Source organism: Rhizobium sp. SU303 (genome assembly GCF_021052345.1).
GTDB lineage: Bacteria > Pseudomonadota > Alphaproteobacteria > Rhizobiales > Rhizobiaceae > Rhizobium > Rhizobium laguerreae.
In genome coordinates, this window is the sequence record NZ_CP088095.1 from 3026187 (window position 1) to 3047870 (window position 21684).

The window sequence follows — 21684 nt, forward strand, 5'->3', positions numbered from 1 at the left end:
CACGCAACCCGGTGAACGAAAGCGTCACGACCATATCGGCGCAGAAATAATTTGGCGTTAAGTGAAGGCTCTGGTTTGATTCTAAGGCGCTAAAATTTTTTCCTCCCTCTCAAGCAGATGGATATCTTCGGCCATGTCTTCCATTCGCTTCAACAGGGCGGCTTGGGCATCTCTCAGCCCTCGATTGTAGACGTACGGGCCGATCTCCTCGACGAAGAAGTCAAGCAGGAATTCAGCCGGCAAAGCGCCGATGGGATCCAGCTCCCGATCGAAATAAGCGCGGATGCGCGAAACGATCTCAGCCTTTTCTTCCTTCGAAAATTCGATCTTCTTCATGGTTGCCTCTTTGCCGAATGCGATCGGGACTTTGATGGTTCAGCGAAATCGATTGGTCAATCAATGAAATTCAATTGCCGTCGCAGGCCGTAGACCATAAGGGGAAACCTGAATTCCAAAAGGAAAGATCACATGAATCGCGCCGACTTTGTTGAAGGTTTGCGGGGCGGCTCCGCCGTTGCGCTGGCATCGGCACCCTTTGGCGCTCTCTTCGGAGCGCTTGCGATCGAAAACGGCATGTCGCTCTCCGAAGCCGCCTTCATGAGTGCCACCGTCTACGCCGGCGCCAGCCAGATGGTCGGCATCGAACTCTTCGGTCATAATGTCCACGCCTGGCTGATCGTGCTGTCGATCCTCGCCGTCAATTTCCGCCACGTGCTCTATTCGGCGGCGCTGGCGCGTTACATCGGCCATTTCACGCCGGTGCAGAAATTCTTCACCTTTTTCCTGCTTGTCGATCCGCAATTCGCCGAGGCCGTCAAGCGCGCCGAGGCCGGCCGGCAACTGACCTTCGCCTGGTATTTCGGCTTCGCCATCATCATCTACATTCCCTGGGTGCTGATCAGCATCGCCGGCGGCATGCTCGGCGGCTTCATCGGCGATCCCAAGGCCATCGGCCTCGACATCCTGCTACCGGCTTATTTCCTCGGCATCGTCCTCGGCTTCCGCAAGCGAGACAATTTCCTGCCCGTGGCGCTCGTCAGCGCAGTGGCTTCCGTGCTCGCCTACCGCTATGTCGGCTCGCCCTGGCATGTCAGCCTCGGTGCCGCCGTTGGCATCGTGCTCGCCGCCCTGTTGCCGCTGCCGCCGCAAGCGCAGGATCTGGAAGCCGACGCCATTCAATCCGAAGTGCACGAGGTCTGAGCCATGGAATTCGATCTTCACATGGCGCTCGTCATCCTCGCCGCAGCAGCCGCCACCTTCGCCACCCGCATCGGCGGCTATATCCTCATCACCCGAATGAAGAGCATTCCCCCGCGCATGGAGGCGGCGCTGAATGCCGTGCCGGCCGCCGTGTTGACGACGCTGGTCGCGCCCGCTTTCTTCATCGGTGGCTGGGAATCGAAGTTGGCGCTGATCGTCGCCCTCTTCATCGGCCTGCGCTTCAGCCATACATGGATGCTGGTCGCCGCCTGGATCGTCGTGATGACCTGGCGCCACTCGATCGGCGCCTGAGCACCGGCCCGAAAGCCGGCGCAGAAATTCAAGGTGTTACGCGTGGCCAAGGCTGTAACGCCGCTTTCTCAATATTCCAGCGGCAGCGTCGCGTTTTCGAGCCACGCCCTGACATCGTGATCGTGGATGAGCGGCATCAGCGCCTCACATGTGCGGCGATGATAGTCGTTGAACCAGTGCAGCTCGTCATGGGTCAGAAGCTCGGGAATGACGAGACTGCGGTCGATCGGGCAGAAGGTCAGCGTCTCGAATCCGAGCATCGGCGCATCGCCGCCCTCGATCTCTTCGGCGCCGCGCACATAGATCAGGTTCTCGATGCGGATGCCGAAGCTGCCGGGCCGGTAATAGCCAGGCTCGTTCGAAAGGATCATGCCCGGTAGCAGTTCCTGCGTCGAAAGCCTGGAGATGCGCTGCGGCCCCTCATGCACCGAGAGGTAGGAGCCGACGCCGTGGCCTGTGCCGTGAGCAAAATCGGCGCCGGCCCGCCACAGCGCGATGCGCGCCAGCGGATCGAGATCGCAGCCGCGCGTGCCCTTCGGGAAACGCGCCGTGCTGATCCCGATCATCCCCTTCAGCACCAGTGTGAAGAAGCGCCGATGCTCTTCCGAAACAGTGCCGATGCCAACGGTGCGGGTGATGTCGGTCGTCCCGTTGATATATTGCGCGCCGGAATCGATCAGGAAGAGTTCGCCGGCTTGGATCATCCGGTTCGTCTCGGTCGTCACGCGGTAATGCATGATCGCCGCATGTTCGCCGGCGCCTGAAATCGTATCGAAGGAAATGTCCTTCAGCGGGTTTTGCATGCTCTGGCCGACGCGGGCGCGCGCCGCTTCGAGATGCTCGGCAGCAGCGATCTCGCTCACCGTGCCGGGTTTCGTCTGCGACAGCCAATAAAGGAATTCCACCATCGCCGCCCCGTCCTGCAGATGCGCGGCCGCCGAGCCGTTGATTTCGACGTCGTTCTTCACTGCGCGCGGCAGCTTGGCGGGATCGGCGCCCTCCACCACTTCGCCGCCCGCCTTGCGGATGATCTCGGCCAGCGCATAGGCGGCGATGTCAGGGTCTATCAGCACGCGGCCGCCATCCCTGGAAACGGTGGCGAGCTTTTCTTCCAGCGCCGATGGCGGCAGCTGCGTGCAGATCTGCGCGAGATAGGCCTCCGGCTCGATGCCGGTCTTGCGCTTGTCGAGGAAGATCTCGGCCCCGCCGTCGGCATGGATGATGGCGCGTGCCAGCGGATGCGGCGTGTGCGGCACATCGGCGCCGCGGATATTGAAGGTCCAGGCGATCGAAGAGGGATCGGCGATCAACACCGCCGCAAGGTTCTTATTCGAAAGATCGGCGGCGATCGCCGCGATCTTCTCTCTCGCCAGCACGCCGGCCTGCGCGACGTTCTGGACGCTGACCGCGCCGAGTGGCTCGGCCGGCCGGTCAGCCCAAAGCCTGTCGAGCGGATTGTGCGGCAGGAAGACCAGCGTGCCGCCGATCTCCGACAGCGCCCTTTCCAGACGGCGCACCTCGGCCCCGGCATGCAGCCAGGGGTCGATGCCGAGCCGCAGGCCCTTGGCTCCGTTTGCGGCAAGCCAGACATGCGGCGGCTCGTTGACGAGATCGCCACCCGAAAAGACCGAACCGTCGACCTGTTCGGCAAGCTGCGTCACATAACGTCCGTCGACGAAGACGATCGCCTGCGTGCGCAGGATCAGCGCAATGCCGGCCGAGCCGGTAAAGCCCGTCAGCCACGCCAAGCGCTCCGAACATGCGGGGACATATTCGCCGTTGAATTCATCGGCGCGCGGCACGAGGAAGGCGTCGATGCCGAGCGAATCGAAACTAGCGCGCAGCGCTGATACACGATCCCTGCCGAATTGCGGCGTGGAGGTAACCTCGAAAGACTGGAACATGCTGGAAACCCGAATGATTGAGACGAATCCGGTTAATGGGATGCCGGCCATGTTAGCGAAATTTCAATCGATGGGGAGAAAAAGCGACAATACGAGTCGAAACCCCTGGGACCGCTCAACATTTTGACGGAACTGTGACGCCAAAAGTTAATTTGGCACGCTTTATGCATTGGCCGCATGGCTCCCATGAGCAAAACCCTCTGCCTCCGCATTTCAGAATAGCTATATAGGCGTCATCGAACGGTTCGCGATGAACCGGTAAATAAAGGAATTCTTGAAATGACCGCCTCTCTCTCGCGCTTCGCATATAGCAGCCCGGTGCAGGCTGGCGAACGCCAGACCGTGCGTCACGTGATCGGCGCCCGCCGTCCGCAGAACGAGGACAGCCTCAAGCTGCTCGGCGCCGGCCAGCGCGCCACGCGCCACAAGGGCGCCCCCAGCTACGCGTTCTAAGCCTGAAAGCCAGTCCGTCTCCTCCCTCCCGGACCGGCCTATTGGAATGCAGTAGAGCCCGCTTGAGCGCTCCTCCCCTTGAGCTCGCGGGCATTGACCGGATAGACCGGTCGAAGGCGGTGCCATCGGCACCGCCTTTTTCTTATCTTCAACAAGGCTTGGGAGGTACGCTATCCTGTGGAATGATCCGGTCGCAGCTTGCTCCCTCTTCTCCCCTCGGGGAGAAGGTGGCCCGAAGGGTCGGATGATGGGGCCTACACAGCACGCCATTCATTGCCCTTCGCTGTGCTCAGCGTATTCGCGGCTTCGCCGCTCACCCCCTCATCGCCTCGCTATCGCTCCGGCACTTCTTCCCGCTGGGGAGAAGAGTACACCGCATTCGCCTCCCCAACTCTCGCCCTCACGGCCGATCGAGATGAATAGTCACCCAGCCGTTGCGCCAGATGGTTCTGACATGGCGAAGCCTCGCGCCACTATAGGCGGCAATCACCTTCCAGCGTTGCCCGGCAAGGATGCCGGAGAGAATGACCGATCCGCCAGGCGCAAGATGCGTCGCAAGCTTCGGCGCCATGCGGATCAGCGGCCGGGCGAGAATGTTGGCGATGATGAGATCGAAGGGACCGTGCTCGGAAAAGGCCGTCGAATGAAAGCCCGGCGCGGTCCTGGTGACGATGCCCGAGGCGATGCCGTTGCGGCGCACGTTCTCGGCCGCCACCCTCGTCGCGATCGGATCGATGTCGGTCGCCAGCACCGGTATGTTCCTGAGCTTGCGCACCGCAATCGCCAGCACGCCGCTGCCGGTGCCGAGATCGAGCGCGTTGCGGACCGGGCGCGAGCGCACCACGCTATCGATCACTTCGAGGCAGCCGGCCGTCGTGCCGTGATGGCCGGTGCCGAAGGCCTGGCCGGCATCGATCTCGATGGCGATGTCGCCGAAACGGACTTTATCGCGGTCATGCGAACCATGCACCAGGAAACGCCCTGCCCGGACAGGGTTCAGCCCCTCCAGCGATTTCACCACCCAGTCGATCTCCGGGATGACTTCCCGCTCCAGCCGGACATCGGGGAAAGAGGCCTTCAATGCGTCCTCGACGCGGGATTGCACCTCGGCCTCGTCCTCGGCCATCATGTAGATCGAGGCTTCCCAGATATCCTTCTTCTCATCGATCTCGGTGGTGCCGATGGCAAAGTCTTCTTCACCGAAGACCGCGCTCAGAAGGTCGAGGATCTCTTCGGCCTTGGCTTCGGTCGTCGTCACGTAAAGGCGGATTTCACTCACGATAGGCGGTCTTTCCCGTTTCCGTTGCCCGCCGCCGATCGAGCCAACGCCCCATCACGCTGAAGCTGTCACCCCTTGCTGACGAGATTCTCCAGCTTCTTTACCGCCGTGTCTGGGTTTTCGCCATAGGCGATCGTTCCAGAAAACCGCCCGGCCGAATCGAGCAGGAAGACCGAGGCGGTGTGATCCATCGTATAGTCGCCATTCGGATCCTTCTCGTCGACCGGCACTTTCTTGGCGTAGACGCGGAACCCCTTGACCACCTCGGCGATCTTGTCAGGCGCGCCTGAAATGCCGGTGATGCGCTTGGAAACATTGGAGACGTATTCGTTCATGATCTCGGGCGTGTCGCGCTCCGGATCGACGGTCACGAAATAGGCCTGCAGCTTATCGCCCTTCGGATCGACCTTCTCCATCCAGCCGTTCAGCTCGAAAAGCGTCGTCGGGCAGACTTCCGGGCAATGGGTGAAGCCGAAGAACAGCGCCGTCGGCTTGCCGCGCAGCGCCTCCTCGGTGATCGGCTGTCCGTTCTGGGAGACCAGGGTGAAGGGTACGCCGAAGGGAGGTTCCGCCACCACATCCTTCGACTTCGTCAGGTTGAGCGTGACCGCTCCGAGAAACCCGGCAAGTATCAGGACACCGACCCAGACGGCGATGCGGAATGTCTTCATTGGCATGATCCTCGATCCGGGCGGAGACGCGCGGCCCGCCCCTGCTGGCGTGATTATAGCCTCGAGCGGAGGCGCGCAATTCAAGAATATGTTTTCGAACCCGTGTTGAATTGTCTCACCGGTAGAAACTGCCACGGCAACGAAATCCGCCCTCACGAATCTGCACGGATCAAAAATGCATGTGTTTGAAAAGCTTACCTCTAGAGCGACGGCCAATCCGAAAATACATATCGTTAGGAAAGACTTAAGCCGACACATCTATATTTAACAGCGGTTCTACATCGCCTCTCCCGCTGGGGACAACTGGGAAGAATTCTGACCATGAACAATAATAACGCCATCAAGCAGTCGGGCGCTTATCTCGAAATCGTTTCGTTCCATCTGGGCGATCAGGAATTCTGCATCGACATCATGGCCATCCGCGAAATCCGCGGCTGGGCGCCGGTGACGCCGATGCCGCACACCCCGCCCTACGTCTTGGGTCTCATCAACCTGCGCGGCGCCGTGATCCCCGTTATCGACATGGCCTGCCGCCTCGGGATGAAGATGACCGAGCCCTCCGAGCGCTCGGCGATCATCGTCACCGACATCGCCGGCAAGCTGGTCGGCCTGCTGGTCGAGCAGGTTTCCGACATGATGACCATCAAGGGCGAAGACCTGCAGCCGCCGCCGGAAATCATCCCGGAGGCCCAGCGCGCCTTCTGCCGCGGCATCGTCGCGCTCGAAAAGACCATGGTCTGCTTCTTGAACCTCGACACGGTCATTGCCGACGAGCTGACACAGGCGGCCTGAGGAATACTCATATCTGGAATTCGAAGGCCCGGCTCGTCCGGGCCTTTTTGTTTGGTGTGGCGAGCAAAACGGGCATGATTTCGGACTTGGGGTAAAACCCTCCCAACCCCTCCCCACAAGGGGGAGGGACTAACCCGAGGCCCCGCCCCGCTCCTACCGAAACATCGAAAATTAGGAAAGCTGGTGCGGTAAGTTAAGCCCCTCCCCCTTGTGGGGAGGGGTTTGGGGCGGGGTCTTTAATCTCGATAGCGAGAGATCCCGGAATCCCGGCCTTCATGGCTTCCCATTCTTCCAGACGACGCTCTGCCCATAGAGCGGAATGGTCGAGATCGACATCTTCGCCGAACCGTCGGTCAGTTCGCGCGAATGGGCGAGATAGATCAGCGTGTCGTTGGTCTTGTCGTAGATACGGTTGACGACCAACGTCTTCCATATCAGCGACATGCCTTGCCGGAACACCTCGCTGCCATCCTTGGACAGGTCGACATTGCCGATCTCGATCGGCCCCGTCTGCCGGCAGGCAATGGAATTGTTGGACGGATCCTCGAACCAATTGCCGTTCTTGAACCGGTCGATCAGGCTGCGGTCGAAATAGGTGACGTGGCAGGTCACGCCCTTGACCTCGGGGTCGGAGACCGCCTCGACGATGATGTCGTTGCCGATCCAGTCGACCCCGACCTTGCCGACGACTTGGGCCGAGGCAGCACCTGCGGAAACGGCGGCAAAAGAGAAGGCGGCGAGGAGAAGATTGCGCAGTCTGGACATGGCGGCTCCCTGAATAATCCGCATTCTAGATAAGCATGCACCCATGCTTTGCAAGAAAACGACGTTTGCAGAAAGGGATCAGCCTTTTCGGCAGGTGCAGGGCTCGTAGGCCCGCGCCGTCAGCCGGCCGGGTCTCATGCCGATCAATGCCGGTATGGCGTGGACGGCATGGGCCTTGACGGCCCTAGCCATCTCGATTGCGGCCGCTGCGCAGACGGCGGCATCTTCGGCGGCGTTGTGGTGCACGAAACGCAGGCCGAGATGCTCGGCGATCAGGTTCAGCCGGTGCGAGAGGAAATGCGGCCAGATCCGTTGCGCCATCTTCAGGCTGCAGAGATAGGTAAGCTCCGGATAGGACTGCCGGTAGAGATCGAGGCTTGCCCGCCAGACGCTGAAATCGAAGGCGGCATTGTGCGCGATCATCGTCGCGCCCCGAAAATCCTCCTCGAACTCATCCATTACCTCGGGAAACTCGGGCGCGTCCTCGACATGCTCCGGCCGGATGCCGTGGATGGCAATGTTCATCCCGGAAAAACGCATGTCCCGCGGCCGGATCAGCCGCTCCTCGACGCGCGTCACCCTGCCGTCCTCGATCCAGGCAAGGCCGACAGAACAGGCGCTGCCGCGCTGTTCGTTCGCCGTCTCGAAGTCAATCGCGATGGTTTTCAATGCCGCAGTCCGAATCGTTTCGTCGGGAACAGGAATACCGCCCCGCTTCCGGCCGCGCAAATTCGACACGATGCCCGGTTGACTTTTTAACCCCCATATCGAAACTTGCTGCCATGATCGGTTCCGTAACCATGGCAGCGCTTATCCATCACACCACGACCCTTGCAGGGTATGCGGGAGCGATGGCGCGTTAGCAGCGATCCGATCATCCCGAAAACCCTGCCGAGGCGAGCAGGGTTTTCGTAAAGCCGGCTCTCCTCCTGAAACAAACGGAGAGCATGAATGTCTGAAAACGAAGAGAATGAACCTCGTGGCCGAGCGCGCCTGCCGGATGGCGTTCTCGTGCGCGCCGTTCGCCTGTCCGATGCGGAGGAGATCACCGATCTCATAAATCTGCCCGGCTACCGGGCCGGCACCTTGCGGCCGCCCTACCAGCGGGTCGAGGAGGTTCGCAAGTATATGGAGAATCCGTCGCCAGGCGCGCTCAACCTCGTCGTCACCCTGGATGGCAGGATCGTCGGCAATGGCGGCCTTAACCGCCTCTCCGGCCGTAGGCAGCACGTCGCCAGCATCGGCATGGGCGTGCATGACGATTTCACCGGCCGCGGCTTCGGACGGATCCTGCTCGGGGCGATGGTCGATGCTGCCGACGACTGGCTCGATATCAAACGGCTGGAACTGACTGTCTACACCGATAACGATGTCGCCATCGGCCTCTACCGGAAATTCGGCTTCGAGCAGGAAGGCCTGCTGAAGGCCTTCGGCTTTCGATCAGGCGAGTATGTCGACGCCTATACGATGGCGCGGCTCAGGCTATGAGCGAGCGGGAGGCTGGCGGCTCGCCGCCAGCCTCCCGAGCCACAGTCAGGCGACGGCGAGCGTATAGGGTCTCACAAGGCACTCTGGCGGAACACCCCAGGCTTCCTGCAGCTTGAAGATCATTTCGACGGTCAGCGCACGTTTGCGATTGAGAATTTCCGAAGCACGCGAACGAGAGCCTAGCACTTCGGCAAGGTCGCTCTGTTTGCGGCCTGTCATCTCCATGAAACCACTGAGAAAATCGATCGGCGTCAGTTCCTCCGCCGTAAAATGCCGGTTCTCATAGGCCTCGATCAAATCCGCAAGCACATCGAAACGATCGGCCTCCGCCGTTCCTTGCTCCGGCGGATTGTCGAAATAAGGCGTGATCTCGCCGATTGCCCATTCAAGGTCCGCGGCCGTCTTGATTGGTCTGATATTGTTCATCCCACTGTCTCCGGATCGATCCTGTCATATTCCGCATGTGTACCGACAAACTTGATGAGGACCCGCCGGTATCGATAGGCGACATGCACGATCAGCCGATATTTGTTGCCGCCGATATCGAAAATAATCCTGTTGTCGCCTACGAAATCCACATTTGCTCCGAACATCGTCTTGATATCCGACGGACCGGTCCATTCCGCCCTGCTGACGGTCGAATACCAGACGCTAAGCGAGGTCCTTGCCTGTGGGTGGCGCTCCCAGAATGCTCGAAGCGTCGATTTCGCAATGATCTGCATGGGTCAATCTATTCCCAAATTGGGAACACGTCAATCAGCGGCCTCACCCGCTGATCAGGGCCAGCCATTCGTCCTCGTCCATCGTCTGCACGCCGAGTTCGCGCGCCTTGTCGAGTTTGGAGCCGGCGCCGGGGCCAGCGACGACGATGTCGGTCTTCTTCGAGACCGATCCCGCCACCTTGGCGCCAAGACTTTCCGCCCTCGCCTTTGCCTCGTCGCGGGTAAACTTTTCCAGCGAGCCGGTGAAAACCACAGTCTTGCCGGCGACCGGGCTGCCTGCCGTCTTCGGTTGTTCGGCCTCCTCGGGCGTCACTTCCTCAAGCAGCCGGGTGATCACCTCGACATTGCGCGGCTCCTTGTAGAATTCGACGATAGCCCGCGCCACGACCTCGCCGATACCCTCGATGGCGTTGAGATCGTTCCAGGCGTCGCCGGAAAGCGCCTCGGCCTCGCGCATTGCGGTTTCAAAGGCCGCGTAGGTGCCGTAGGAGCGCGCCAAGAGCTTCGCCGTGGTCTCGCCGACATGACGGATGCCGAGCGCGTAGATGAAGCGGTGGAGCGCAATGCTGCGCCGTTCGGTGATCGCCGCATAGAGCTTGCCGACGCTGACCTTGCCGAAGCCGTCGATATTCTCCAGCTTGGTCAGCGATTGCTGCTGACGCTTCTCCAGCGTGAAGATATCGGGCGCGGTGCGGATCTGCAGCGACGCGTCCTCGTTTTCGAAGAAGAAATCGATCTGCTTCGAACCGAGCCCTTCGATATCGAAGGCGTTTCGCGAAACGAAGTGCTTCAGATGCTCTGTCGCCTGCGCCCTGCAAATGAAGCCGCCGGTGCAGCGGGTGACCGAATCGAGCTTGCCGGTCTTCTCATGTCTTTCACGCACGGCATGCGAACCGCAGACCGGGCAGGTCTTCGGAAATTCATAGGGCCTGGCCTCGGCCGGCCGCTTCTCCATGACGACGTCGAGCACCTGCGGGATCACATCACCTGCGCGCTGCACGATGACGGTATCGCCGATGCGAATATCGTGCTCGTCGTCGCGGATGCGCTCGCCACTATTGCCGATGCCCCTGATGTAATCCGCGTTGTGCAGCGTCGCATTGGTGACGACCACGCCACCGACGGTGATCGGCGTCAATCGCGCGACGGGTGTCAGGGCGCCGGTGCGGCCGACCTGAATGTCGATATTCTCGACGATCGTGAAAGCCTGCTCGGCAGGAAACTTGTGCGCCGTCGCCCAGCGCGGCGAGCGCGAGCGGAAGCCGAGGCGGGCCTGCAGCTCGAGGCTGTCGACCTTGTAGACGACGCCGTCGATGTCGTAATCGAGATCCGGGCGATCGAGGCCGATCTCGTCATAATGCGACAGGATGTCGGCGACCGAGTTCAGCCGTTTCATCAGCGGATTGATGGGAAAACCCCAGTCCTTGAAGGTCTGCACCATCCCAAATTGCGTATCTTCAGGCATCTCCGACATCTCACCCCAGGCGTAAGCGAAGAACTTCAGCTTGCGGCTCGCCGTCACCTTGGCGTCGAGCTGGCGCAGCGACCCGGCGGCGGTATTGCGCGGATTGACATAGGTCTGCTTGCCCTCCGCCTCCATCTGCCGGTTCAGCGCCAGGAAGTCGCTCTTGGCCATGTAGACCTCGCCGCGAATCTCGACGACAGCGGGAACACCTTTCGGCAGCTCGTTGGGGATCTCGGCGATGGTGCGGATATTGGCGGTGACATTCTCCCCCGTCGTGCCGTCGCCGCGCGTCGCTGCCGTCACCAGCCTGCCGTTCTCGTAACGGATAGACATCGACAGGCCGTCGATCTTCGGCTCTGCAGTAAAGGCGATCGATTGATCCGGCAGCCGGCCGAGGAAGCGATAGACGCCCGCGACGAAATCCTGCACATCCTCCTGCGAGAAGGTGTTGTCGAGCGACAGCATCGGCCGCGCATGAACGACGGGCGAAAAAGTGACGGAGGGCGCCGCACCGACATGCCGCGATGGGCTGTCCTCGCGGATCAACTCGGGAAACCGCACTTCCAGCGCATCGTTGCGGCGCTTCAGTGCGTCGTAATCGGCATCCGAAATCTCCGGCCGGTCCTTACCGTGGTAGAGCGCATCGTGGTGCGCAATCTCCTTTGCCAGCCGCTCGAGCTCGGCGGCGGCCTCTTCGATCGTCAACGTGTCGACGGTGAAACCTTCGGTGGACATGGAACATCACTCCAGAGAATCTGGCCAGAAAATCTGGATTGTTTTTAGAGCAAAATTGCCGGATGAAAAGAGAGGCTGGATATCCTGCATCGGGAAGATTGGTCTACCCGGCCTATTCCCAATCCCTGGCGTTGCGCAGCCGGATGCCGCTGACATGCAGGCTGGTGTTCCCGAGGCCCTTCAACGGCCGCAGGCTATCGACCACCCGAAGCTCTACCCTGCGCGGCGAAAACTCCTGGTCGAGCCGCGAAATGGCGGTCCTCTCCAGGGGAATGACGCGTCTGCGGGCCACCCACATGCCCGCATCATCCAGATCCTCGAAGCTCTCGGCCGGCATCTCGTAACGGTGGATCGTCTCCGCTTCGAGCCTTTCCAGCCAATGGCGCTCGACATAAGCGACGGCCCGCCAGTCGCCGAGCCAGCGCCGCCGTTCGGCCTCCGACGTATCGGCTGTCGCCCAGAGCAGGATGCGGGGGCAATCGCGCGGAAAGAGATACATGAAATCATGATCGGCATCGATTGCCCAGACGAGTGGACCGTTCAGCCATTCTCGGCCGGGCGCACGGGCAGACGGGACGCGAACCGGGCGTGGCTCGAACGCCGCAATACCGGCATCGTCGCTGAAATGGAAAAGCCTCATGGCATGAGCTCGTCGCCGATCGGGAAGTTTGAGCCCATATCGCGCCGCAGGATGATTGTCATCCCGCCGGCCCGGGCGGGAAGAGCATCGGAAGAAAAATCAGCCGTTGCCGGCCAGCAGCCGCTTCGCCGCCGCCCTCGCCTCTTCGGTGACCGAAGCCCCGGCTAGCATACGGGCGATCTCCTCGGTGCGGTCCTTCTGCGCCATCGTCGCGACGCGGGTGGCGATCTTTTCCGAACCGTCGGCCGACGGTCCCTTGGAAATCAAGAGATGCGTCGCCGCCCGCGCCGCGACCTGCGGCGCATGCGTGACCGACAGCACCTGCACCCGCTCCGACAGCCGCTTCAGCCGCTGGCCGATCGCATCGGCCACCGCGCCGCCGACGCCGGTATCGATTTCGTCGAAGACGAGCGTCGGGGCCGAGCCTCGATCGGCGAGCGCCACTTTCAGCGCCAGCAGGAAACGCGAGAGTTCGCCGCCCGAGGCGACCTTCATGATCGAGCCCGGCCGCGTGCCGGGATTGGTCTGGACATGGAACTCGACGACGTCGATGCCTTCGGCCAGCGCCTCGCCCGCATCCGTGGTGATCTCGACCATGAAACGGGCGCGTTCGAGCTTCAGCGCCGGCAGCTCGGCCATGACGGCCCCAGCCAGTGCGGTGCCGGCATGATGGCGCTTGTCGGACAGCGAGCGCGCCGCCGCATCGTAATTTTCCCGAGCCAGGCCAACCTCGGCTTCGAGCCGCGCAAGCCGCTCCTCGCCCGCGTCGAGATCGGCAAGATCGGCGATCATGCGCACAGCAAGCGCCGGCAGCTCGGTGACGGGCACCGAATATTTACGCGAGGCGGCCCTGAGCGCGAAAAGCCGCTCTTCCACTCGCTCCAGCTCCCTTGGATCGTATTCGGTCTTGCGCAGTGCCGCCTCGACTTCCATCTGCGCGTTGGAAAGCTGGTCCAGCGCGGCGTCGAGCAGCGTCACGGTGTCTTCGAGCAGTCCTGGGGCCTCATGGCTCTTGCGCTCCAGCCGGCGAACCAGCGAGGCGATATGGGGCACCGGCGAGGCATTGCCGTTCAGGAATTCGGACGCCTCGGCGATATCGCCGGCGATTCGCTCGGCTTTCATCATCTTCTGGCGGCGATCGGCGAGCTCTTCCTCCTCGCCATCCTGCGGCGAGAGCTTCTCGAGCTCCTCGACGGAAGAGCGCAGGTAATCGGCTTCGCGCGCCGCGCTTTCCACCTTCTCGCGGTGCTTCTTCAGCGTCCGCTCGCTGTCGCGCCACAGGCGATAGAGCCGGGAGACCTCCGAAACCTCGTCGGTGAGGCCGGCGAAGGCATCGAGCAGCGTGCGGTGGGCATTGGTGTCGACAAGGGCGCGATCGTCGTGCTGTCCGTGGATTTCGACCAGCATCTGACCGGCCTGGCGCATCAGCTGCACGCTGACCGGCTGGTCGTTGACATAGGCCTTGGTGCGCCCATCCGCCGATTGCTGGCGGCGGAAGATCAGGTCGCCCTCGTCGTCGATGCCGTTTTCGCGCAGGAGGGTGCGGGCGCCGTGTTCCATGCCGACGTCGAACACCGCCGTCACCTGGCCCTTGTCCTCGCCATGGCGCACCAGGCCGCCGTCGCCGCGCCCGCCGAGCGCCAGCGACAGGCTGTCGAGCAGGATGGATTTGCCCGCCCCGGTCTCGCCCGTCAGCACGGAGAGGCCGGTCTCGAAGGCAAGATCCAGCCGCTCGATCAGGACGATATCGCGGATCGAAAGCTGGATCAGCATTGGCCTCAGGAACCGAGAAGAAGTTTCTTGCCCGCTGCGGCGATCCACGAGCCCTTGTTTTCACGCGGCTCGGCACCGCCGCTCTGCAGCAGCTTGTAGGAATCAGCATACCACTGGCTGTCAGGATAATTGTGACCGAGAACGGCAGCGGCTGTCTGCGCCTCGTCGACGATGCCCATCGCGTAATAAGCTTCGACGAGACGCGCTAAGGCCTCTTCGATCTGGTTCGTATTCGGATATTTCTCGACGACGATGCGGAAGCGCGAGATCGCGGCGAGATATTCCTTCCGCTCCATGTAATAGCGGCCGATCTGCATTTCCTTGCCGGCGAGCTGGTCGCGCGCAAAGCGGATCTTGGCCTGTGCGTCGTCGACATATTCGGAGTTCGGATAGTTGTCGATGACGGCCTGCATCGCCTCGATCGTCTTGGCCGAGGCACGCTGGTCCTGCGTCACGTCGACGATCTGCTTGGAATAGGTGAGACCGATGAGATACTGCACATAGGCGGCATCCTGGGATTTCGGATATTGCGACATGTAGCGGTTGCCGGAAGCAAGCGCATCGTCCAGGCGGCCTTGGCGGTATTTGACGAAGGTGCTCATCACAAGCGCCTTGCGCGCCCATTCGGAGAACGGGTTCTCGCGGTCGATCGCGTCGAACTTGCGCCCCGCTTCCGCCATGTTGCCGGCCTTCATATTGGCAAGGCCTTGCGTGTAGAGCACGTCGGGCGGATCGGTTTCGAGGCCGAGCTTGGTGATGTCGATATCGGGGTCCGACTGGCAACCGGAGATCAAGGCGCCTGCGCTGAGCACCAGAAGCGATGCGAACAAAGCACGCGCTGTCTTCATCATACCTTCAGATCCTGCATAACCCATTCGAAAGAACCCCACTGCTGCCGCTCTCTCCACGGCAGCCACGCCTCGCTGGCGTTTCTAGCCACAAATGTGCATCAAGAGCAACGCAATGATAAGGCATTAACGCATTTTTGTGGCAGCAGCCGCAGAAATGACCGGCTTTTCAACTTCTTCCCGACCTGTGGCGGCCAAGCATCGGCATATCGCCGCAGACGCGGTCGGACATAAAAAAACCGCCTCCGGGAAAGAGGCGGCCTGGTCTTGAGAATATGCTGGAGGTCATGCCGACCAGGGAGCGAATTCCGAAGCGCTGACGGCGATCAGTTCGCGGGCAGCGACGCGCTGGCGCGGCGTCGACGTCTCCACAACCTCGTAGGCGGAGGGATCGGCGAGCAGCGCCTTCAGCGCATTGGCATTCATCTTGTGACCGCCGCGATAGGAACGGTAGCAGCCGATGAACTGGGCGCCGGCAAGCGACAGATCACCGACGGCATCGAGCGTCTTGTGGCGGACGAATTCGTCCTTGGCGTAACGCAGTCCTTCGACGTTGATGACGGTGTTGTCGTCCGAGATGACGACGGAGTTTTCGAGTGAGGAGCCGAGCGCGTGGCCCGACGCCCAGAGACGCTCGACATCGCGCATGAAGCCGAAGGTGCGGGCGCGGGAAAGCTCGGCCTTGAAGACGGCGGCGGTCATGTCGCCGGCCCACTTCTGCCGGCCGATCAGCGGGCAGTCGAAATCGATCTCGACTTCGAAGCGCGTGCCGTCATAGGGGCGGAATTCGCTCCAGGAGCCGCCATGCTCGATTCGCACCGGCTTGGTGATACGGATATAGCGGCGCTTGACGCCGAGCGAGACGAGACCGACCTGCTCGATCGCCTCGACGAAGGGCAGCGAGCTGCCGTCCATGATCGGCATTTCGGAGCCCTGCACCTCGATCACCACATTGTCGAGGCCGAGCGCATAGACGGCGGCCATGACATGCTCGATCGTCGCGACCGAATGGGCAGGCGAGAAGCCGAGTACGGTGCAGAGGTCGGTATTGCCGACCTGCGAGGAAACGGCCTTGAGTTCGGTGATGTCGCCATTGTCATGCAGGCGCTGGAATACGACGCCGGTGCCCGATTCGGCCGGGTTCAGGGTGATCGAAACGTCGGCGCCCGAATGGACCCCGATGCCCGAAAGCGTTACGGGACGCGATACCGTCGTTTGAAAACCCAGCAAGCCAATTGCCATAAATTCTGCCTTTATTCTTCCGCACCGGCGGTCTGTCCGATCGGCGCGGTCATCGTTTATTCTGCAGCCGGAGCCTGTAGAAAGGTCTCCTGGGGCAGTTTCGTTGCACCATACTTACGTGCGCCGACGCTCCAATCCAAATCACTGTTTCTTTCGCTTTGTTACGAAGTCACGCGATTGAAATTGCTCGCGAATCGCAGGCTGAAAAACAGCAATGCCCGGGACCTTGATCCCGGGCATGAGAGGTGCCGAAACACGGCCTCAGTTCGACTGGCGACGCAGGAATGCCGGGATTTCCAGCTGGTCGTCTTCCTGCATCATCCGGGCCTGCGGAACCGCGCGGCCCTGGTCGTCGAGATTGCCGCGACGCGGTGCGTAGAGGCTTGCCTCCGGCGACAGCGGACGGCGCTGCTGCGAAGCGGCCGGCGGTGCTGCGGTCATATCGGCGGCAACGGCGTCGTCGTCGCGGCGGCCAAGCGAATTGGTGATTCGCTTAAGCAGGCCCATCGGACCACGCTCTTCCGCCGCATGCGCGGAAGCCGGCTGCGCACGGTGATCGAGTTCGGCCTGAACGACGGGCGGGAAATCCTCGACCTTCGGCATGCGCATCGGTTCTGGCGCCTGACGGATGATCGGCACCTGCCGGACGGGCTGCTGTTGCACCGGCTGGCTGATGACGGGCTGGCTGATGGCGGGCGCCGGAGCCTGCTGCTGAACCGGTGCAGGACGCATAACCGGAGCTTCCGGTGCAGGCGCGAAGATCTTGCTCTGCGGACGGAAGGTTTCCTGCTGTGCCGCCGGCTGCTGCAGCGGTGGGACAGCACGCGGGGCCGGAATTTCGAGCTCGCGTTCCATCTCGGCTTCGCGGATGGTCTGCGCGATCGGATCCATGGCCTTCGGTGCCTGCATCACGGGGGCAGGCTGAACTGCGGCCGCTGCCGGAGCAACAGCCGCGGAGGGACGGATAGCGGGCCTTGCTGCCGGCTGGAAGTTGCGCTCGGCGGCTTCGTTCATCGCCCGGTCGATGCCGGTTGCGACGACCGAGACGCGGATGATGCCTTCGAGCGATTCGTCGAAGGTGGCGCCGAGGATGATGTTGGCGTCAGGATCGACTTCCTCGCGGATGCGGGTCGCGGCTTCGTCGACTTCGAAGAGGGTGAGGTCGCGACCGCCGGTGATGGAGATCAGCAGGCCCTGGGCGCCCTTCATCGAGGTTTCGTCGAGCAGCGGGTTGGCGATCGCAGCCTCTGCGGCCTGCAGCGCGCGGCCGGAGCCGGAAGCTTCGCCGGTGCCCATCATCGCGCGGCCCATCTCGCGCATCACCGAGCGGACGTCGGCGAAGTCGAGGTTGATGAGGCCTTCCTTGACCATCAGGTCGGTAATGCAGGCAACGCCCGAATAGAGAACCTGGTCAGCCATGGCGAAGGCATCGGCGAAGGTCGTCTTGTCGTTGGCAATGCGGAAGAGGTTCTGATTCGGAATGACGATCAGCGTATCGACAGACTTCTGCAGTTCCTGGATGCCCATCTCGGCCAGGCGCATGCGGCGCCCGCCTTCGAAATGGAACGGCTTGGTGACGACGCCGACCGTCAGGATGCCCTTGTTGCGGGCCGCCTGTGCGACAACCGGGGCAGCACCTGTGCCGGTGCCGCCGCCCATGCCGGCCGTGACGAAACACATATGCGTGCCGTTCAGGTGATCGACGATCTCGTCGATGCACTCCTCGGCGGCCGCGCGGCCGACTTCCGGCTGCGAGCCGGCACCGAGGCCTTCGGTGACGTTGACGCCGAGCTGAATGATGCGCTCGGCCTTCGTCATCGTCAGCGCCTGCGCATCCGTGTTGGCGACGACGAAGTCGACGCCCTGGAGGCCGGCGGTAATCATGTTGTTGACGGCATTGCCGCCACCGCCGCCAACGCCGAACACGGTGATGCGCGGCTTCAGCTCTGTGATGTCAGGCTTTTGCAGCTTGATGGTCATGGTACCTGTTCCTTCTCTCTCTGGCCGCATCGCCACGCCGGCCAATTACGCAATTTCAGAAGCTTTCCTTCAGCCACTGGCCCATGCGGGCTATGCGGCTGTTATTTCCCCCAAGCGACATGAGCAGACCGCTCTGTGACGCATGTGTCTCCATGTCCGCGACCTGCGGATAGATCATCAGGCCGACGGCCGTCGAAAAGGCCGGGCCCTTGGCCGCCGTCGGCAGCCCCGAGACGCCCATCGGGCGGCCGATGCGGACGTTGCGGGCAAGGATGCGCCGCGCCACGTCGGCAAGGCCGGTCAGCTGGCTCGCCCCGCCGGTCAGCACAACGCGCTTACCGACGATCGGGCTGAAACCGGAGCGCTGGATACGGTCGCGGATCAGTTCCATCGTCTCCTCGATGCGGGCCGACACGATGCGCGAGACGAGTGCCCGCGGCACCTGCGACGGCTGGTCGCGATCGTCCTCGCCGATCGGCGGGATCGAGATCAGCTCGCGCTCGTCGGAGGAGTTCGAAAGGGCCGAGGCATGCACGACCTTCAGCCGCTCCGCATCCTCGATGCGGGTCGAAAGGCCGCGCGCCAGGTCGGTGGTGACGTGATGGCCGCCGAGGCCGACGGCATCCGTGTGAACGAGCTTACCCTCGGCAAAGACCGAGATCGTCGTCGTGCCGCCGCCCATGTCGATCGCCGCGCAGCCGAGCTCGACCTCGTCGTCGACGAGAGCCGCAAGGCCCGATGCATAGGGCGTCGCAACGATGCCCTCCACCGAGAGATGCGCGCGGTTGACGCTAAGCTCGAGGTTCTTCAGCGCCGAGCGCTCCGCCGTCACCACATGCATGTCGACGCCGAGTGCATCGCCATACATCGCCAACGGATCGCGGATGCCGCGCTCGCCGTCGAGCGAGAAGCCGGTCGCCAGCGAATGCAGCACCGAACGGTCCTGGCGCAGCGACTGCTGGCAGGCGGCCGACAGCACCTTCTTCAGATCGTTGAGCTCGACTTCCTGGCCGCCAAGATCGATTGTCGCAGTGTAGATATCGCTGCCGAGACGGCCGGCCGTCAGGTTGACGATCAGGCTTTCGACGGTCAGCCCCGCCATGCGCTCGGCCGCGTCGACGGCGAGACGGATGACGCCTTCCAGCGCGTCGAGATCGGCGATGACGCCGGTCTTGATGCCACGGGAACGCTGGTGGCCGATGCCGATGATCTCGATATTGTGCGTGCGGCCCGGCAGGATCTGGCTTTCCTCGCGCGGCGTCAGGCGGCCGATCATGCAGACAACCTTGGTCGAACCGATGTCGAGCACCGAAACGACATGTGACCGCTTCGACGAAAGCGGCTTCAGGCGCGGCAATCCGAAATGGGATGAACCGAACAAGCTCATATATTCTGCCCCGCCTTCTTCAATTCTTTCGTACGCTCCGTCACTGCCGTCTGCCTGCGGATCGCCGCCTCCGGCGTCAGCTGGATCGCGGTTCTGTCGGCCAGCCTGAGATCGACTGCGGCAATGTCCCGCTCCAGGAGCTGATGCTCCTTGTCGAACTTCGAAAGTGTCGCCAGTGCCTGGTCGATACCGTCTTCCGGCAGCTTGACGACGACGCCGTTGTCCATGTGCAGGTCCCAGCGACGGCCGGATATCCAGACATAGGCCTTCACGCGGGCCTTCACGTCGGGCCACTTCGAGAAGGCTTCGTCGAGCGAAGCCGCCGCCGTTTCGGCATCGCGGCCGACGACGAGCGGCAGCGCCGAAAACTTGTTGTCGCGTAGCGGCGCAATGACGCTGCCGTTCTTCTCGATCAGGGAAAGCTCCTGCCCGTGCTGCCAGATCGCATAGGCCTGGCGCTCCTTGAGCTTCACCTCGATCGTCTTCGGATAAATCTTGCGGACCTCGACATTTTCGACCCAGGGAAGATGCGCGATCTTCCTGCGGGCGGCATCGACGTCGAGGGCGACCAGCGAGGTCGTGCCGTCAAGGCCGATCAGTTGCAGGATCTCGATTTCGGAGGTCTCCGAATTTCCGGAGACCTTCACGTCCTCGATCGCAAAACCCGCGGCCGTCGTCGTCGCCTGCGCCACGGCTTCCGTGTGGCCGCCGAGCGACATGCCGTAAAGCCCCGTCGCGCCGAAGAAAGCGAGCGCCGAGACCGTGCCCGTATGAACAGGAATGTAGATGCGGCCGCTGCAGAGGCTGATCAGGAAGCGCGTGACCCGGCGCAGCGGACGTGGCAGCACGAACCGCTCTTCGGCTTCCATGATCGGAAGCACGGCATGATGGCTGGGGCGCCCAATCCTCTTGACTGTCAACGCAAACAAGACGCGTCCTCCACCATCCACCGGAGAAACTGACCAAATGAATAGCCGGCATGACCGGCCATTTCGGGCACGAGCGAGGTTGGAGTCATGCCTGGCTGGGTATTGACCTCCAGCCAGATAATTTCGCCGTCTTCGGAGAAACGATCGTCGTAACGAAAGTCGGACCGACTGACGCCGCGACAACCGATTGTCTGATGCGCCCTTAGGGACAATGTTTGTATTTTTTGGTAAATATTCGGTGAAATTTTCGCGGGGATGACGTGTTTTGAACCGCCTGCCGCGTACTTGGAGTCGTAATCATAAAAATTGTGTCCCTGCGGTACCACTTCCGTGACACCGAGGGGAGTTTCACCCATGACGCCGCAGGTGAGTTCGCGACCGTAAACATAGCGCTCGACGATCACCTCTTCCCCGTAACGCCATTCAGGCGAGCTGACGATCTGTGGCGGATGCGCCTGATCTTCCGTGACGATGACGACGCCGAAGCTCGACCCCTCGCGGACAGGCTTCACCACATAAGGCGGCTTCATCGGATGCGTCGAGGGAAAGGCGAAACGGTTGACTACCTGCGATTCGGCAACAGCAATGCCGGCGGCGGCAGCGACACGCTTCGCCTTGTCCTTGTCCATCGCCAGCGCCGAGGCAAGCACGCCCGAATGCGTATAGGGGATTTCGAGATATTCGAGGATGCCCTGAATGGTGCCGTCCTCGCCGAACGGGCCGTGAAGCGCATTGAAGACGACATCGGGCTTCAGCGCGGCGAGTTTCTCGGAAACGTCGCGCGCCACATCGATGCGCGTCACGTCGAAGCCCTCCGCCTCGAGGGCTTCTGCGCAAGCCTTTCCCGAGGAAAGGCTGACAGGCCTTTCCGAGGAAAATCCGCCCATCAGGACAGCGACATGCTTGCGACTCATCAACACCCCCAAAAAAATAACTTCCATTCTCGAAATCGACGCTTGCGCGAAGCTGTCTGCGTCGTTTCGGGCCTTTGTCCGACCTGGGTGCATTAGAGCATCATTATGGTTAATGAAGTGTTTACTTTCGTTAACTTCGTATCGCCGCACCTTTGATTTTTTAACCTTCTCTTCTTCGGGATTGC

The 21684-nt window shown here is 61.8% G+C and carries 22 protein-coding genes; 5 read left to right on the top strand and 17 right to left on the bottom strand.

The annotated features are described in order from the left end of the window. Positions 1-81: 81 nt before the first annotated feature. The gene (locus RlegSU303_RS15190; protein ID WP_017961276.1) at positions 82-336 is read right to left on the bottom strand and encodes a DUF2164 domain-containing protein; all 255 of its coding nucleotides are present in this window, start codon (positions 334-336) and stop codon (positions 82-84) included. 132 nt (positions 337-468) lie between these two features. Between RlegSU303_RS15190 and RlegSU303_RS15195 the strand changes: the two genes are divergently transcribed. After that, complete coding sequence (locus RlegSU303_RS15195; RefSeq protein WP_017961277.1) at positions 469-1200, top strand: AzlC family ABC transporter permease; 732 nt, start codon at positions 469-471, stop codon at positions 1198-1200. A gap of 3 nt (positions 1201-1203) precedes the next feature. Next, positions 1204-1512 (top strand): AzlD family protein, encoded by a 309-nt coding sequence (locus RlegSU303_RS15200; RefSeq protein WP_017961278.1) that lies wholly within the window; start codon positions 1204-1206, stop codon positions 1510-1512. A gap of 68 nt (positions 1513-1580) precedes the next feature. Here the strand turns inward: RlegSU303_RS15200 and RlegSU303_RS15205 are convergent, their stop codons facing one another. Further along, positions 1581-3416: an aminopeptidase P family protein gene (locus RlegSU303_RS15205; protein WP_131710106.1), complete on the bottom strand. Its 1836-nt coding sequence runs from the start codon at positions 3414-3416 to the stop codon at positions 1581-1583. A 279-nt stretch (positions 3417-3695) separates the two neighbouring features. On the opposite strand from RlegSU303_RS15205, the gene RlegSU303_RS15210 reads away from it, so the two are divergent. After that, positions 3696-3869 carry a hypothetical protein gene (locus tag RlegSU303_RS15210; RefSeq protein WP_003541368.1) on the top strand — a complete coding sequence of 58 codons (174 nt, stop codon included), beginning with the start codon at positions 3696-3698 and terminating at the stop codon, positions 3867-3869. A gap of 400 nt (positions 3870-4269) precedes the next feature. Here the strand turns inward: RlegSU303_RS15210 and RlegSU303_RS15215 are convergent, their stop codons facing one another. Both RlegSU303_RS15215 and RlegSU303_RS15220 read right to left on the bottom strand, forming a co-directional pair. Further along, positions 4270-5148, bottom strand: coding sequence for a 50S ribosomal protein L11 methyltransferase (locus RlegSU303_RS15215; RefSeq protein ID WP_131710107.1), 879 nt, complete (start codon positions 5146-5148; stop codon positions 4270-4272). Positions 5149-5216: 68 nt separating this feature from the next. Further along, a complete protein-coding gene (locus RlegSU303_RS15220) occupies positions 5217-5819 on the bottom strand; it encodes an SCO family protein (RefSeq protein WP_077978779.1) in 603 nt (200 codons plus the stop codon). 321 nt (positions 5820-6140) lie between these two features. Here RlegSU303_RS15220 and RlegSU303_RS15225 point away from each other — a divergent pair, with 321 nt between their 5' ends. Then, positions 6141-6611: a chemotaxis protein CheW gene (locus RlegSU303_RS15225; RefSeq protein WP_131620252.1), complete on the top strand. Its 471-nt coding sequence runs from the start codon at positions 6141-6143 to the stop codon at positions 6609-6611. Between the two features lie 273 nt (positions 6612-6884). Here the strand turns inward: RlegSU303_RS15225 and RlegSU303_RS15230 are convergent, their stop codons facing one another. Further along, positions 6885-7376 (bottom strand): CreA family protein, encoded by a 492-nt coding sequence (locus RlegSU303_RS15230; RefSeq protein ID WP_131710108.1) that lies wholly within the window; start codon positions 7374-7376, stop codon positions 6885-6887. Between the two features lie 78 nt (positions 7377-7454). Next, positions 7455-8045, bottom strand: a complete 591-nt coding sequence (locus RlegSU303_RS15235) for a 3'-5' exonuclease (protein WP_077978781.1) — start codon at positions 8043-8045, stop codon at positions 7455-7457. 282 nt (positions 8046-8327) lie between these two features. Here RlegSU303_RS15235 and RlegSU303_RS15240 point away from each other — a divergent pair, with 282 nt between their 5' ends. Then, positions 8328-8864 carry a GNAT family N-acetyltransferase gene (locus tag RlegSU303_RS15240; RefSeq protein ID WP_017961284.1) on the top strand — a complete coding sequence of 179 codons (537 nt, stop codon included), beginning with the start codon at positions 8328-8330 and terminating at the stop codon, positions 8862-8864. 45 nt (positions 8865-8909) lie between these two features. On the opposite strand, the gene RlegSU303_RS15245 is transcribed toward RlegSU303_RS15240, so the two are convergent. The 11 genes from RlegSU303_RS15245 to RlegSU303_RS15295 form a co-directional block, all read right to left on the bottom strand. Further along, a complete protein-coding gene (locus RlegSU303_RS15245) occupies positions 8910-9290 on the bottom strand; it encodes a helix-turn-helix domain-containing protein (protein WP_065280673.1) in 381 nt (126 codons plus the stop codon). Beyond that, positions 9287-9586: a type II toxin-antitoxin system HigB family toxin gene (locus RlegSU303_RS15250; RefSeq protein ID WP_027664269.1), complete on the bottom strand. Its 300-nt coding sequence runs from the start codon at positions 9584-9586 to the stop codon at positions 9287-9289. Before RlegSU303_RS15250 ends, RlegSU303_RS15245 begins: the two co-directional genes overlap by 4 nt. Positions 9587-9629: 43 nt before the next feature. Beyond that, positions 9630-11786, bottom strand: coding sequence for an NAD-dependent DNA ligase LigA (ligA, locus tag RlegSU303_RS15255; RefSeq protein ID WP_131720671.1), 2157 nt, complete (start codon positions 11784-11786; stop codon positions 9630-9632). 112 nt (positions 11787-11898) lie between these two features. Beyond that, positions 11899-12426 carry a DUF6886 family protein gene (locus RlegSU303_RS15260; RefSeq protein WP_131645308.1) on the bottom strand — a complete coding sequence of 176 codons (528 nt, stop codon included), beginning with the start codon at positions 12424-12426 and terminating at the stop codon, positions 11899-11901. Between the two features lie 99 nt (positions 12427-12525). Then, positions 12526-14199 (bottom strand): DNA repair protein RecN, encoded by a 1674-nt coding sequence (gene recN, locus RlegSU303_RS15265; protein ID WP_017961289.1) that lies wholly within the window; start codon positions 14197-14199, stop codon positions 12526-12528. 5 nt (positions 14200-14204) lie between these two features. Then, entirely contained in the window at positions 14205-15074 is an 870-nt protein-coding gene (locus RlegSU303_RS15270; RefSeq protein WP_017961290.1) for an outer membrane protein assembly factor BamD, read from the bottom strand. 258 nt (positions 15075-15332) lie between these two features. Continuing rightward, on the bottom strand, positions 15333-16289 hold the full coding sequence (lpxC, locus tag RlegSU303_RS15275; RefSeq protein ID WP_020050823.1) for a UDP-3-O-acyl-N-acetylglucosamine deacetylase: 957 nt from the start codon (positions 16287-16289) through the stop codon (positions 15333-15335). A gap of 261 nt (positions 16290-16550) precedes the next feature. Beyond that, positions 16551-18269 (bottom strand): cell division protein FtsZ, encoded by a 1719-nt coding sequence (ftsZ, locus tag RlegSU303_RS15280; protein WP_231283209.1) that lies wholly within the window; start codon positions 18267-18269, stop codon positions 16551-16553. A gap of 55 nt (positions 18270-18324) precedes the next feature. After that, positions 18325-19656: a cell division protein FtsA gene (gene ftsA, locus RlegSU303_RS15285; protein WP_003561012.1), complete on the bottom strand. Its 1332-nt coding sequence runs from the start codon at positions 19654-19656 to the stop codon at positions 18325-18327. Then, positions 19653-20585, bottom strand: a complete 933-nt coding sequence (locus RlegSU303_RS15290) for a cell division protein FtsQ/DivIB (RefSeq protein ID WP_131710111.1) — start codon at positions 20583-20585, stop codon at positions 19653-19655. The genes ftsA and RlegSU303_RS15290 overlap by 4 nt, the downstream gene beginning before the upstream one ends. Beyond that, positions 20573-21499 (bottom strand): D-alanine--D-alanine ligase, encoded by a 927-nt coding sequence (locus tag RlegSU303_RS15295; protein WP_131710112.1) that lies wholly within the window; start codon positions 21497-21499, stop codon positions 20573-20575. Before RlegSU303_RS15295 ends, RlegSU303_RS15290 begins: the two co-directional genes overlap by 13 nt. Between the last annotated feature and the right edge of the window lie 185 nt (positions 21500-21684).

Coding starts and splice junctions, on each gene's coding strand:
- RlegSU303_RS15240 (WP_017961284.1), top strand. CDS start 8,328: ATGTCTGAAAACGAAGAGAATGAACCTCGTGGCCGAGCGCGCCTGCCG.
- ftsA (WP_003561012.1), bottom strand. CDS start 19,656: ATGAGCTTGTTCGGTTCATCCCATTTCGGATTGCCGCGCCTGAAGCCG.
- recN (WP_017961289.1), bottom strand. CDS start 14,199: ATGCTGATCCAGCTTTCGATCCGCGATATCGTCCTGATCGAGCGGCTG.
- RlegSU303_RS15205 (WP_131710106.1), bottom strand. CDS start 3,416: ATGTTCCAGTCTTTCGAGGTTACCTCCACGCCGCAATTCGGCAGGGAT.
- RlegSU303_RS15270 (WP_017961290.1), bottom strand. CDS start 15,074: ATGGGTTATGCAGGATCTGAAGGTATGATGAAGACAGCGCGTGCTTTG.
- RlegSU303_RS15200 (WP_017961278.1), top strand. CDS start 1,204: ATGGAATTCGATCTTCACATGGCGCTCGTCATCCTCGCCGCAGCAGCC.
- RlegSU303_RS15220 (WP_077978779.1), bottom strand. CDS start 5,819: ATGAAGACATTCCGCATCGCCGTCTGGGTCGGTGTCCTGATACTTGCC.
- RlegSU303_RS15260 (WP_131645308.1), bottom strand. CDS start 12,426: ATGAGGCTTTTCCATTTCAGCGACGATGCCGGTATTGCGGCGTTCGAG.
- ftsZ (WP_231283209.1), bottom strand. CDS start 18,269: ATGACCATCAAGCTGCAAAAGCCTGACATCACAGAGCTGAAGCCGCGC.
- RlegSU303_RS15295 (WP_131710112.1), bottom strand. CDS start 21,499: ATGAGTCGCAAGCATGTCGCTGTCCTGATGGGCGGATTTTCCTCGGAA.
- ligA (WP_131720671.1), bottom strand. CDS start 11,786: ATGTCCACCGAAGGTTTCACCGTCGACACGTTGACGATCGAAGAGGCC.
- RlegSU303_RS15225 (WP_131620252.1), top strand. CDS start 6,141: ATGAACAATAATAACGCCATCAAGCAGTCGGGCGCTTATCTCGAAATC.
- lpxC (WP_020050823.1), bottom strand. CDS start 16,289: ATGGCAATTGGCTTGCTGGGTTTTCAAACGACGGTATCGCGTCCCGTA.
- RlegSU303_RS15210 (WP_003541368.1), top strand. CDS start 3,696: ATGACCGCCTCTCTCTCGCGCTTCGCATATAGCAGCCCGGTGCAGGCT.
- RlegSU303_RS15195 (WP_017961277.1), top strand. CDS start 469: ATGAATCGCGCCGACTTTGTTGAAGGTTTGCGGGGCGGCTCCGCCGTT.
- RlegSU303_RS15190 (WP_017961276.1), bottom strand. CDS start 336: ATGAAGAAGATCGAATTTTCGAAGGAAGAAAAGGCTGAGATCGTTTCG.
- RlegSU303_RS15245 (WP_065280673.1), bottom strand. CDS start 9,290: ATGAACAATATCAGACCAATCAAGACGGCCGCGGACCTTGAATGGGCA.
- RlegSU303_RS15230 (WP_131710108.1), bottom strand. CDS start 7,376: ATGTCCAGACTGCGCAATCTTCTCCTCGCCGCCTTCTCTTTTGCCGCC.
- RlegSU303_RS15250 (WP_027664269.1), bottom strand. CDS start 9,586: ATGCAGATCATTGCGAAATCGACGCTTCGAGCATTCTGGGAGCGCCAC.